The organism is Leptolyngbya sp. GGD (genome assembly GCF_026735145.1).
Lineage (GTDB): Bacteria > Cyanobacteriota > Cyanobacteriia > Leptolyngbyales > Leptolyngbyaceae > Leptolyngbya > Leptolyngbya boryana.
On sequence record NZ_JAPQKE010000003.1, the window covers coordinates 56968 to 70308 of the forward strand.

General features: G+C 48.2%; 11 protein-coding genes. 6 read left to right on the forward strand and 5 right to left on the reverse strand.

Annotation, left to right across the window (positions count from 1 at the left end; all coding sequences use genetic code 11):
- Positions 1-169: 169 nt before the first annotated feature.
- Entirely contained in the window at positions 170-700 is a 531-nt protein-coding gene (locus tag OU814_RS15195) for a GNAT family N-acetyltransferase (protein ID WP_017287556.1), read from the forward strand.
- Between the two features lie 44 nt (positions 701-744).
- Here OU814_RS15195 and OU814_RS15200 read toward each other — a convergent pair whose 3' ends face one another.
- Positions 745-1200, reverse strand: coding sequence for a DUF4332 domain-containing protein (locus OU814_RS15200; protein ID WP_017287557.1), 456 nt, complete (start codon positions 1198-1200; stop codon positions 745-747).
- 238 nt (positions 1201-1438) lie between these two features.
- On the opposite strand from OU814_RS15200, the gene OU814_RS15205 reads away from it, so the two are divergent.
- The 4 genes from OU814_RS15205 (at position 1439) to OU814_RS15220 (ending at position 7109) form a co-directional block, all read left to right on the forward strand.
- On the forward strand, positions 1439-1879 hold the full coding sequence (locus OU814_RS15205) for a Fur family transcriptional regulator (RefSeq protein WP_017287558.1): 441 nt from the start codon (positions 1439-1441) through the stop codon (positions 1877-1879).
- 291 nt (positions 1880-2170) lie between these two features.
- Positions 2171-4228, forward strand: a complete 2058-nt coding sequence (locus tag OU814_RS15210; protein ID WP_268184067.1) for a hypothetical protein — start codon at positions 2171-2173, stop codon at positions 4226-4228.
- A gap of 279 nt (positions 4229-4507) precedes the next feature.
- Positions 4508-6136, forward strand: coding sequence for a DUF3685 domain-containing protein (locus tag OU814_RS15215; protein ID WP_268184069.1), 1629 nt, complete (start codon positions 4508-4510; stop codon positions 6134-6136).
- 163 nt (positions 6137-6299) lie between these two features.
- A complete protein-coding gene (locus OU814_RS15220; protein ID WP_017287561.1) occupies positions 6300-7109 on the forward strand; it encodes an SPFH domain-containing protein in 810 nt (269 codons plus the stop codon).
- A gap of 62 nt (positions 7110-7171) precedes the next feature.
- Here OU814_RS15220 and folP read toward each other — a convergent pair whose 3' ends face one another.
- Positions 7172-8002, reverse strand: coding sequence for a dihydropteroate synthase (gene folP / locus OU814_RS15225; RefSeq protein ID WP_268184072.1), 831 nt, complete (start codon positions 8000-8002; stop codon positions 7172-7174).
- A 130-nt stretch (positions 8003-8132) separates the two neighbouring features.
- Between folP and OU814_RS15230 the strand changes: the two genes are divergently transcribed.
- Positions 8133-8387, forward strand: a complete 255-nt coding sequence (locus tag OU814_RS15230) for a hypothetical protein (protein WP_017287563.1) — start codon at positions 8133-8135, stop codon at positions 8385-8387.
- A gap of 60 nt (positions 8388-8447) precedes the next feature.
- Here OU814_RS15230 and OU814_RS15235 read toward each other — a convergent pair whose 3' ends face one another.
- The 3 genes from OU814_RS15235 to OU814_RS15245 all read right to left on the reverse strand — a co-directional run bounded on the left by OU814_RS15235 (position 8448) and on the right by OU814_RS15245 (position 13287).
- Complete coding sequence (locus OU814_RS15235) at positions 8448-11594, reverse strand: hybrid sensor histidine kinase/response regulator (RefSeq protein ID WP_268184075.1); 3147 nt, start codon at positions 11592-11594, stop codon at positions 8448-8450.
- A 58-nt stretch (positions 11595-11652) separates the two neighbouring features.
- Positions 11653-12876, reverse strand: coding sequence for a glycosyltransferase family 4 protein (locus tag OU814_RS15240; protein ID WP_268184077.1), 1224 nt, complete (start codon positions 12874-12876; stop codon positions 11653-11655).
- Between the two features lie 123 nt (positions 12877-12999).
- Complete coding sequence (locus OU814_RS15245) at positions 13000-13287, reverse strand: helix-turn-helix domain-containing transcriptional regulator (RefSeq protein ID WP_268184079.1); 288 nt, start codon at positions 13285-13287, stop codon at positions 13000-13002.
- Positions 13288-13341 lie beyond the last annotated feature (54 nt).

Here is a 13341-nt window from a genome sequence, read left to right on the forward strand (position 1 = left end):
TTAGACGACACGCGGATAGAAATTTGGGGTGGAATTTAGAATGGAGACGATATTGGAAAGCGCAACCCCAAGATACGAATTGCCAACATTTCCATAAAATCGGCAGAATGCAACCTAAATCCGAGAGATATACTAACTATTACTGCTTCACTGTTATCACCACGCTTGCATGGGTTTTTGGAAAAGCTTATTTAGTAGTACGGATGCTTCGATCGAGAAACCGACTTCGACGGAGAGCTATGTTGTCCCCGGCTCCGGTGAGGGAGCGAGCGATCGCGCCACTCCTCGGATTTTCTTCTCAACAGAGCGAGAGATCGATTTGTATGAGCTTGAGGAATTGTGCGATGCAGTCGGCTGGTCGCGCCGTCCGCTGAGGAAAGTAAAAAAGGCAATTCAGCATAGTTTTTTGGTGGCTTCGATGTGGGAGCAGCGAGGAGTCCAACGACGGTTGGTCGGATTTGCGCGCGCCACTTCTGACCATGCGTTTAACGCGACGATTTGGGATGTGGTCGTGCATCCGGACTTCCAGGGCAAGGGGCTAGGTAAGGCTCTGATGAAGTTCATGATTAAGAAGCTTCGCAGTGAGGATATCAGTAATATCACTTTGTTCGCTGATCCCCATGTTGTCAATTTCTACCGAAATTTGGGCTTCATGCAGGATCCAGAAGGAATCAAAGGGATGTTTTGGTATCCGGATTAAGGTTATATCCGCGATTCCACTTCAATAAGAGTGCCCACTTCCTGCTAAGTCTCTCGATTTGCACAAAGGTGTTTGGCTTGATGAATCCATAGTCCAATAGAGTCGGCGCTGGGGCAGAGATCACGGCGCTGCATCGTAGAAACATGGAGACGGAGTAGTTGGCGGTGTAGCGCTGCGATCGAGGTTTGAGCCAATTGAGCGGGAGAGGCGATCCCGGCATGCAGCAGTAAGCCTGAATATTCGCATCCTACACTGGGAATTCGAGCCAGATCAGCCAGCGCAACCCACTTATTTAATTGACGAATTGGCACTTGAAGATGGGTTGCCAGCAGATTTCTTTTGTCTTGAGTTTGACCGAGCTTGAGTAACTCTAGCGTCGTCCGAATTTCATGATCCATTAATCGAGTTGCATCGTCAGCAGCAAGTCCCGGTAGTTGCACGATCGCCCAGCTAGCAGAGACGAGTCTCGCTCGTTTTGGAGGATTAGAAGAGTAAGCCACAAGAAATCCGCAAGAATTGAGATATTTCAGTGTAACGAACTCTCTTCGTGAAAGGAATCATAAAAAGCAAAGTTGTAGCGATTTCGCTTTAGCATGTGATAGAAATAGTACAGATAATTGATCATCACGCAATTGGTAGACTCTTACTTTAAGAGTTACAAAATAATTTGACTCTACACTGTTTCAAAATTTTCAATCGATCGATAAACAACCCACTTCAAATCCGTATTGCTCACCGATGAACACTGAAACCTCGTCAGACCTCAAACCGATTCGTTGCCTAGATGACGCGATCGAACGCTGTCAAGTCTTGGGAATGCGTCTGAGCCGCCAGCGCCGCTTCATTCTGGAATTGCTGTGGCACGACCAAGAACATTTGTCAGCACGCGAGATTTACGATCGTTTAAATCGGCAAGGCAAAGACATTGGGCATACCTCGGTGTATCAGAACCTAGAAGCTCTCTCTGAGCAAGGCATCATCGAATGTATTGAGCGCTCTGATGGCAGACTCTACGGAAATATTAGCGATGCTCACAGTCATGTGAACTGTATTGACACTCAGCAAATTCTCGACGTTCACATCCAGCTTCCAGAAGAAATTATTCAACAAGTCGAAGCGCAGACGGGTGTGAGAATCACGGAATATCACATCGATTTCTATGGTTATCGAGCGAATTAAGCTGTATCGCAATAGAGCGATCTTTTATACGTAACCTGTTGCGTCTTTCGGAGTGCAGATCGAGAGATTCGTGTTTCAATGAAGCAAAACTCGGCTTTCTCAAAGTATCCGCATCAACGCTTACAAAACTTGATGTTTTGTGAGTACTGTTTTGCGCGATTATTCCCGGAAACCGTGATCCCCCTGCGGATCACGTAAAAGCATTTAATGTCGAGGGTTCCATCGGCAAAATCGCTTGTAAAATAGCCGAGACTCTGAACTTCCGCTTGATATACGGTTTCGCAGCGATAAATGGCTAGAAAACTCCCAACCCAATGGCTTCGGGCATTCCAGAAGCCGAAAGCTGACATTGAGCATCCACCTGCCCCGATCGAGAATTACCAGCACCAGCCTTACAGTGACCATTCTCCAGTCTTGCTGGAAGATGATCTTGATGCCGAAGCGTTGCCTGAGCCGGAAACCGAGAAGTCGTCTCGTCCGGTTCAGCATCGGGTTGCCAAGTTAGGACATCGCGCCGCTAGCACTGCGTCCTCCGCAACTCAGGTGACTGCACGTCGCTTGGGCAAGTTTGCGAAAGCTTGGAGATGGCAACTGATCTGGTTAGGGATTTTTGGCGTGTTTGGTGGGACTGGTGCGATCGCGCTTCATTGGCTATCGAGCGCTCCGCCTGCGGTGGACTGTCAGCAAGTCACAGCGCAATCTCTAGAAGCGGAGCAGCTATTTTGCGCTCAGCAAGCCGCTCAGACTGGAAATGCGGATCAGATTCTTGCGTCGATCAATTTGGTCAAGGGTTGGACGACAGAACATCCTTTGTATGGGCAATCTCGACCGCTGCTGCAAGATTGGTCGAATGCGGTGTTGATTTTGGCTCGCGATCGCGTTGCTCAGCGAGACATCAAAGGGGCTGTGAATCTTGCTAGTCAGATTCCTCAAAGCAGTCCTGTTTATAAAGATGCTCAAGCCGCGATCGATCGTTGGCAAGCAGAATATCGTCGCGGCGAAGCCATTTACGCCAAGATCCTGGAAGCCCTGAAGAAACGAGCTTGGGAGAGCGCCTCACAACAAATGGCGCAGTTGGCACTGGTCAATGATCCCGGTTGGCAAGAGCGCTTAGGCGAAGTTCGAGAACGATCGAATCAAGAGAAAAAAGCCTGGAAATTCCTGCAAGATGCGCGGAATTTTGCGAAAGCGAATCCGCCTGCTCAATTAGGACAAGCGATCGCGATGACGGATGGGATCGATCGCAACACTTTTATTTGGACTTTGCAGGCGAATCAGGAAGTTCTGCGCTGGCGGAATACGATCATTGGATTAGCGATCGCGCAGTTTGATCAGCAAAATATTCCCGCTGCTGTCGCGCTGGTCAATTCGATTCCGACTAGCGTTCAGTTGACGACTGCAAACCAGGATTTGATTCGATTAGTCCGCGCCAGAGAAATCGAAACGGTTGATAACTATAGAGCGCCTGGATTAGAGCGAATTGTGCCGCTGATCATGGCAACTCAGATGGTCAAACAGATTGACGCTCAAAGTCCGTTTGCCAGTCGCGCTAAAACTTTGATTCCCAGGTTGGAGCAAAAAGTACAAGACCTGACGCAGTTGAATCTGGCGAGTTCGGTTGCAAACTTACAACAGATTCCCATGCTGCATTTTGCGATCGCTCAAGCGAGTACCATTTCGCCGAAACGTCCCGGACGGCTCCATGCTCAAACCCTAGTTGCACAGTGGCAAAAAGAGTTGGAATCCATGCAGGATCGTCCCTTGCTCGACCGCGCAAAACAAGTGGCAAAATCGGGGAATCTTGGCAATTTGAAATCTGCCGTGGCAATGGCAACGTTGGTGAAGCCGAAGCGGAGTTTGCGGATTGAGGCACAGACTGATATCGCCAATTGGAGCAATCAAATTCAAATCATTGAAGATCGTCCGATCTTGAACAATGCAAGATCGATCGCGAGTGCTGGACAGCTTGGGCGCGCCATCGAGGTTGCAGGTAGTATTCGACCGGGACGGGCACTATACGCGGAAGCACAAGGGTTGATTGGCGAGTGGGTTTATCAGATTCAGATTGCAGAAGATCGATCAATTCTGGCTCAAGCAAGTCGCTTGGCAAGCCAGGGGTATCTGACACGCGCGATCGATGTGGCTTCGGGAATTGGATCGGGTCGCCCCTTATTTGGTGAGGCACGAGGTGCGATCGCGCAATGGGCAGCAGAACGGGCAGCGATTTGGCGACAACGAGAGGAAGAGTCTCAATCTGTTCCCAGTGATGAAGATCCAGAGCAGAGTTCAGGGTTTGAGTCGCCGATACCTGACCCGACCCCACCCGCTTCAGAACCGACTCCGCCCTAAAACTGCGGTAGATTAGAGTTCTCTCTTAAAAAGAGCTTTATATGAAGCGAGCAGTCAGAGTCTTTAAAGAACTTTGACTGCTGGTTAGGCATTCCTGACCTAGGTGTTCTTGCGCTTTGGGAGTGGGAGTTTGTTGGGATGCGAACCTATTCAACATATTTCACCCAACCATTCGCCTAATTCTATATTGCAAATCTTGTATTTGAAGTTTTTAGGATGTTTAATCGATAGAAATGCGCTGGCAAATGGATGAGTAGTTTAAGTGGAATAGCGCGACTAATGCTTGTGGAGCAAGATCCGGTGTTTCGATCGGGGTTGCTCAACTGTTTGAGTCGGTTTGCAGAATTTCGAGTCGTTGCAGAAGCAGAAACCATTCCAACGGCATGGCGCAACCTGACGGAACTGGCACGAGACGAATTAGATGCCGTTTTAATTGGAATTGGGGGCGAATTTGCTCAACAGGTGAAAGCCCAGTATCCGGATTTGCCTGTTTTAGTGATTGAGCCGTTAGCCGAACGGGAGCTACTCGCGGCGTTTCAGGCAGGCATTGAAGGGTATTGTCCCAAGGGAAGCTCAATTTCTGAATTTGTTGCTGCCGTTCGACAGATCACAACGGGGCAAAATTATTGGCGATCGCAAGTCTTAGATCAGATTCGACTTGTCAGTTCACGGTCGCAGTCAGTCAGTATTTTGAAAGTGATTCGGCAAAATTGGCGATTGTCAGGGTTAGGGCAGATTGAAGCTGCCTTGAATGAGATTAACGCTCAGCTCAAATCGACCTCCCTGTCTAACCTCGATCGCGCTTTTTTAGCTGGACGAAGACGAGAGTTAAAAGCGGCACAGTGGTTAATTCAGAAAACACTTCCGGCTGAGGAGATTGCACCGACCCCGCGCGCGATTGTGCCGGTCGAGTCATCGCTTACTGTGTCTGCACAGGAGATCGAACCTGTTCTAGAAATGCCGCGCCCGAAGGCATGGCAGGGGGAATTGTGCGATCGCATTGCAGCAAAACTTCAATCAAATTTAGAAAATTTAACCGACACACCCCTAGAAATTGACATTCTCAAATTAGAAAAGAAACGGGAATTATTTTTTATCATTCTGCGGCAATTTGAAGATTTGCTGGACGAATTGAGATTTTCGCAACTTTTGCCCGACCAATTTGCGGCAAAGCAATCGCATATTTTGCGCGATTTATGGCAAGCCGTTGTGATGCAATTCTTCGGGCGTTATTCCACAATTCGAGTGAAGAATCGCGACTTTGAAATTGTTGCGACTTTACTTGAAGAAGGCAATACGGTTCAAACTGAAATTCTGGATAAAATTCCCTTGGTTCAGGAGATTTTTGAGCATTTATTGTTTGAAACGCCGCTGATTGTCGATCAAATGCAACATGAAATCGGCACGATCGAAGCGCGCGATCGCGCCCTTGATCTTCTAGAAAATCTGATCATTCAGCTTGCAAATGCGACGATTCAGCCTTTATTGAATCGGTTTGCTACCTTAGAAGCAATTAAACAAGGCTTCTACGATCGCCGACTTTTATCCACTCGTGAAATCGAGCGATTTAGAAATGATTTATCCTGGCGAGTGCGATCAGAGCGATTATTTTCTGAGCCAAAAGCCATTTTTGAAAGTCGATATCGGCTGTTTGTCTTAGAAGAGTATGGGATTAATCGCATCGTGATTTATTCGCCTAGAACTGAAGAATTAGCAGAGCTTTCTGGTCTACAACTTGCAGTCACTCTCGCCCTAGAAACGCGAGATGCAATTTCACCCCGATTGAGGAGTGTAATTGCATTTTTAGGCAGTGGAATTGTCTATGTTTTAACCGAAGTGATTGGACGTGGGATTGGGCTAATTGGTCGGGGAATCCTCAAAGGGATTGGTAAATCAGTTCGTGGCTAGCAAACGCAACGACCAACAGGCACAATAATATCGGTTAAACCTGCCAAAGGTCTTGAATTTCAGCCCCGAATCTGCAACATTTTCAGGTAGAGAGATTAGACTAAACTTGCAACCTCTATTTTGAAAAAGTCATCGATAATTTGGCTCGGCGGGAGCACAACATATGATTGAGATTACTGGTGCATTGTGTCTTATTGTTTTGGGTTACATCATAGGTTCTATCCGCATCGTTGAACAAGGCGATCAAGCGATCGTGCAACGTCTCGGGCAATATAAGCGCATCCTCAATCCAGGACTCAATTTCGTGATCCCGTTGTTGGATACGGTGTTAGTCGAGACGATTCGGGAGCAGTTGTTAGATATTGAACCGCAACGGGCTTTTACGAAAGATAATGTGCCGATCGAAGTCGATGCGATCGTGTCTTGGCAGATTCTCGATTTGAGAAAGGCTTATTACGCTGTCGAAGATCTCGAAGAGTCGCTGAAACAGATTGTGATTTCGACGTTGAGAAATGAAGTGGGGCAATTGACTTTAGAGGAATCTTTCTCATCGGCGAGCAAGATTAATCAGGCTTTGTTACGTCAACTCGATAAGTCCACGGCTAACTGGGGCGTAAAGGTGATTCGTGTGGAGGTGCAAGAGTTTATGATTTCTCAAGCGCTGCGAGATTCACTTGAGAAAGAGCGGGCAGCGCGAAGTGAGAAGCAGGCAGAACTGACTCGAACAGAAGGAACGGTGAAGTCGATTCAGCAGCTTTCAGCAGCCTTGGAAGGACAGAATGCGGATGTGTTGCGCTACTTGGTTGCGAAGGATTACGTCGATGCAAACCGCGAACTGGGTAAGAGTGAGAATTCCAAGATTGTCTTCCTTGACCCGCGAGCACTCAATGAAGCAGTGACAGATTTGATGGGACATACGGGCGTAATTGACGCGCGCAATCGCGGGAATATCGATGGGGATATTGATACTTAATGGTGTGAAGACGAGATTTGGAATTTGGAGGGAGGCAATTGCCTCCCTTTTTTAGCGGCTTTTTAGCGCCAGATCGCATCTGCAACGCGGCAGGCATCTCTGAGTTCGGCGACATCGTGAACGCGAACCATATCGGCTCCATTGGCGATCGCGCTGACACAAGCGGCGGCAGTTCCCCACACTCGTTTCTGAGGATCAGGTTGGTCAAGAATATGACCAATGAAGCTTTTTCGCGATGCGCCGAAGAGAATCGGGCAATTCAAGGATTGCAACGCTTTGAGATTGCGGATGATTTCTAAGTTTTGATCGAACTGCTTGGCAAATCCAATGCCTGGATCAATGATGATCTGGGTGATGCCATGGGCGATCGCGCTTTCAATTCGCGTGTTCAGGAATTCATAAATCTCTGGCATCAGATCTTGATACTCGGTCAGCGATTGCATGGTTTTGGGAGTTCCTCGCATATGCATCAGAACGATCGGAACGCCTAATTTGCCGACAGTTGAGAGCATTTCTGAATCGAACACGGCTCCAGAAATATCATTGATCAAGTCGGCTCCTGCCGCGATCGCATGTTTCGCAACGACAGCACGAGTTGTATCGACTGAAATCGGGATTTCAAAATTCTGCCGAATTGCCTCGATGATCGGAATGACGCGATCGAGTTCGGCTTGAAGTGAAATTTCTTCGGCATTCGGGCGAGTAGACTGTCCACCGATATCGAGAATATCTGCACCGTTTTGAATCATGTGAGCGGCTTGAGCGATCGCGCTTTCCAACGTGTTGAACTGTCCGCCATCACTAAAACTATCGGGCGTGACGTTCAAAATCCCCATGATGTAGGTTTTCTGTCCCCAATTAAAAGTCGATCGCCCTAGATTCCAAGCTTGCATATCGAGTCGATTGAATCATTGCCTTAAAATTATCCGTCTTTGTGCAGAACTCAGACCCCGCATTCAGAAAGAGGTTCGCTTGGGAGAGCGCACTCATCATAGGTGCATCCCATCTATGGAGTTATTGTCTATGTTTGAACTGCCTCCTTCTGGTGAACTGTGGAACTGGCAAGGTACGCCGTTTATTGTCGGTGCTTGTTTGCTCGTTCTATTAATCGGTTCGCGGACTATCAAACACCCTCATACGGGTGCAAAGATGCCGCTGCCATTTTCTAAATCTTTATTCAATAACATCAGTGTTGCTGGTTTTCTTGCTTGTATGAGCTTTGGGCATATTTTGGGCTTTCTCCTAACTTTGGGCTTTGCGAATACCGCATTGAGATAGATAACCAAGTAAAAACTCCGAGTCTTAAACCGCTCGGAGTTTAAGCATATCAGCGCGAATCTATTTGAGCAGAGTGATGATCTCATGAATCACCTGACTCGGTTCAATGGGTTTAGCTAAGTGTCGCTGAAATCCGGCGGCTAAGATTTGATGCTGATTTGTTTCTCCTGCATAAGCCGTTAACGCGATCGCAGGCACATCACTCTGCTGCCGAACTCGCTGGATCAACTCATACCCATCGAGATCCGGCATGGCAATATCGCTGATGACTAAATCTGGCGAGAATTCAGACAACTTTTCTAGCGCCAGTTTTGCACATTGAACCCCTTGTACAATTGCGCCTGCGGCTTCGAGCACAAAGACTAAGAAATCCAGATTATCTGGTTCGTCATCGATCGCTAAAATTTTCACCCCTAGAAGATCTTGGGATACTTCAGATCCGCGCTCAGGTTGATCAAGTTGAGTTTGAATCATGGCAATCGGCAATCTGACGGTGAAGGTGGCACCTTGATTTTCTCCTAGACTTTCAGCAGAGATCGTCCCCCCATGCAGTTCGACGAGATGACGTGCGATCGCAAGTCCCAACCCTAACCCCCCAAACTGCCGAGTTGTCGAAGAATCGGCTTGACGGAAGCGCTCGAAAATATACGGTAACACTTCAGCCCGAATGCCTTTGCCCGAATCACGAATCTGAATCTGAGCTTCCGTCTCAACCTGCGAGAGCGTGACTTCAACGCGTCCTGAAACCGGCGTAAATTTCACAGCATTCGATAGCAAGTTCCAAAAGACCTGCTGCAATCGGTTGGCATCCCCCCGAACTGAGCCAAGCAGTGGATCAACCGTGAGCACAAGCTCGATCGCCTTCGATTCTGCGGCTAAGCGAACCGTTTCGACTGCGGCTGTCACCGTTTCGGCGAGATTGATCCAATCGCCGTTGAGGACAACCTTTCCTTGCAAAATCCGAGAGACATCCAGCAAATCTTCGATCAATTGAGCTTGCAACACTGCATTGCGCTCGATCGTGTCGAGCGCTTGGGGCACTCGTTCTGGGGGACATTTCCCGCCTTTGAGCATTTTCACCCAGCCGAGGATCGGATTGAGGGGCGTTCTCAACTCGTGCGAGAGAACCGCGAGAAATTCATCTTTGATCCGATTCGCTTGTTCGGCTTGTTCGCGCAGCAGCTTTTCTCGATCGAGCAGTTCTTGTCGTTCCGCTTCACGGCGTTTGACTTCGGTGACATTGAGCAATGTGCCAACCCACCGGATCGGATTGCCGACGGAATCCGTAAAAACTTTACCGCGACAAGCAACCCACCGCTCGATCCCATCCGAGAACCCAATGACTCGGTACTCGATTACCTCATCGCCTGAGCTTTGTCGATCGAGTACGGCTTGGACAAATTGATTGACGCGATCGCGATCATCGGGATGCATTCCAGCTTGCACCGTGTCGAAGGTAATTTCGTCCTCGCCGGTTGTTGCGAACATTGCCTTACAGCCGTCATTCCAAATGATCCGTCCGGTCACGAGATTAAAATCCCAAGTCCCGAGTTCAGCCGACTCGATCGCCAGTCGTAATCGCTCTTCCGTCTCTTGTAATGTCGCTTCGATTTGTTTGCGTTCGGTAATGTCAGAGAGAGCACCTGGAAACGAAATGGGCGTTCCGTCTGCGTCATATTCGACCCGTCCTCGTGCTGTGACCCAACGCTCTGACCCATCGGCTGAGCGCACTCGATATTCTGTGAGATAGTCTTCTCGGGTCTCGATCGCAGTCTGAATCGCGGTTGCAACCGACTCGTGATCGTCTGGGTGTATGGCATTTAAGAAAATTTCGAGCGGTAATCCCCGCATTGCAGTTTCAGGATCAACCCCCAATAACTGCGCCAATGCAGCGTCCACTGAGATGACATTTTCCTGCATTCGCCAGCGCCAGGTATAAATCGATCCGGCAGCGAGCGCTGAAGACAGAAGCGAGTCTGCTTCTCTTAATTCGGCTTCGGTTTGCTTGAGTTGAGACAGATCGATCGCAAAGAAAAACCCACTTTGAGACGCTTGATCAAATTTGCCGCCCCCTAGCAAAATTGGAACCCGATGCCCATTTTTGTGAATGTATTCTTTCTCAAATGCTGTGCAATAACCTCGCGTCATAATTTCTTCAACGGCTTCGGCATCTCGCTTTTCCCATTCAGGTGGGGTCAGCGATTTCCAAGTCAGGAGTCCGGCTTCAAGTTCGGCGCGGGTATAGCCAATGAGATCCAGCAGTGCATCATTCCCGTCCGTTAAGCCCCCGTCTTTTGTCCAAATGCCGATCGGAATAATATTGCACTCAAACAAGCTGCGAAATCGGACTTCGCTTTCAAGTAGGGCTTGCTGCGTTTGTTTGCGCTCGGTAATATCCGACACAAACACAGATATGCCCGTGGCTGAAGGGGAAACCCGATTCAGAAACCAACGATTCCAGGTGGAGTAGAAGCATTCAAACTCGATCGTTTTTTGCTCAGCCAGACTCCGACAATATTCGGTATAAATCGGGGTGTGAATCGCTTCGGGAAATACCTCCCAAATGCAATGACCCACTAATTCCGCTTCAGACTTGAGAAACAATCGGGTTGCCGCAGCATTGACATAAACATAGTTCCATTCTCGATCGAGCACAATGAATGCATCGGTGATGCTTTGCAAAACTGTTTCAGCTCGTGTTTTTTCGGCTTCTGCTGCTTCGCGCAGGAGGCGTTCTCGCTCAGCGACTTCCTGCTGCATTTTTGCATTAACTTTCTCTTGGGTAATGTCTCGAACTTCGATCACGGTTCCGATCGTTTGACCGGCTTCTCGAATGAGACTGGCTGTATAAGCAACCGGATAAAAATGTCCATCCCGATGAACAAAGACTTCTTCGCCTTGCTCTTGGTTGTTTTGCGGAAAGACTTGATCGATCGGGCATTCACATAATGGGTAAGGGCTACCATCCGGGCGAGTATGGTGAATCGCATCATGTAAAGCCCGCCCCTGAAGCTCGTGCAACGCATATCCAGTGAGCTTTTCAGCCGCAGGATTCATATAAACGCACTGCTGATGTTCATCCATCACAAACAGCGCTAGGGTTGCATTGTTGCAGACCGTTTCTAGATACTGCTTGTAGTACCGAGAATCTGCTGATGAGTTTGGAAATTGCTGAAATTCACTCAAAGACTGGCGAGGCTGGGTCATGAATCGCGGAGACGAGAATCGCAAATCTATCATAAGATAGAGCACTGTGGCTTAGAGTCTACCGATCGATAGAATTGAGTAGGGTTTGATATAGCTCAATATAGCGCTGTGCTTGAAGTTCTAGCCGATATTCTGACACTGCGATCGTTCGGCAATTCTCGCGCATCTGTTGACGCAATCGGTCGTTTTCGAGCAGGACTAAAATTCCAGTTTTGAGATCCTGAACGTCTTCTGAGTTTGCCAAGTAGCCTGTGACGTTGGGGCGAACTAAATCAGGCACCCCTCCGACACGGCAAGAAATCATCGGCGTACCACAGGCAAGACTTTCTTGGAGAACGAGCGGTAAGTTATCGGCGCGGGTCGGAAATACGAGCAGATCTGCGGCGGAATATACGATCGCTTTTTCTGCGTCATCTTGGATATAGCCGAGTGAGACAGTTTGAATTCCAGTCTGCTCGGTATCGCCGCTGCCGAATGTGACAAGTACGAGTTGAGATTTAATCGCGTCTGGTAACTGTTGCAATGCGGCTAAAACTAAATCACCTCCTTTGCGGCGTTCCTGAAGGTGAGTCGCGACAAAGAGTAAAACTCTCTTATCTTTTGGCAGGTTCAATCGCGATCGACAGTACTCTGGATCAAGCGGTTTATAGACATCCACATCTATTCCGTAAGGAATATGATGCACGGCAAATCGTCTAAATAGTGGGCTTTCTCTCGCAACGGTTTCCAGCCAGCGACTCGGAGCGACGATCGTTAATCGAGCTTTGTGATACGCCCATTTTTTCAGGTTCCATTCCCAATGGCTACTATCGCGCTGCATCGGTGGAAAGATGGTGAGATCGGGACAGTTGCCACAGCCGATTTTCCAGCGATCGCAGTCATAGCTAAATGAGCAATGCCCGGTCATTGACCACATATCATGCAGAGTGAGAACCGCAGGCTTGGGTTGGGTGAGATGTGCGATCGCTAGATAGTTAAAGTAGCCATCATGTAAGTTATGAAAATTGAGCAAATCAGCACTTTGATAGCTCGGATGTTGTTTGAGATTGAATGTCGAAAGTAAATGAATCTGAGCCAATCCAAACGGATCAGTAATGCTTTGAATTCGTCTCTCTGTCCGTGAAGGCGAAGGAAGTTGAGTAACGAGATCGCTTTGAGTAACCTTACGAGCAACGAGGAATCGAGAATCAATCTTCTGATCTAATAGTCCTTGATGCAGTCGATAGCCTGCCAGTGCTGCACCTCCTGCTACATCCGTTTGGTTGAAATGGAGAACTTGCATGGATCGGAATACTATCTCTAAGGTGAAGTCGATCGCACATCAAAATAGCTCGGGTTCTTGAGACGGAAGCAATTGAGCTTAGAGAATTTTGAGTGTATGGACGATCAGTTTTTGAGCGATCGTTCAAGTTTTTTGAGCGATCGACAAACGCAGATTCAACTCATTCAAAAGATCAACAAGCATCAGGAGATTCGGCATCTCTCCTTGTTCTAATAATTCATAGCATTCTCGCCATTTGACAGCATTTGATAGCTCAGTCAAACTTGCTCGTGCCTCAGCAACGTTCTTCAACGCTAGGCGAATATGCTGCGGATCGCCATCTTCTAGAACAGAATCCAGATATGCTGCGGCGGCTTCTGGATCTTGCAGCGAACTAACTAAGAACGCATGATAACTTTTAGTCGTTGGCATTGGCTTGAATTTACTTATGGAGAAGCGCAGCCTAGAGCCTAAGCTGCGCTTCCA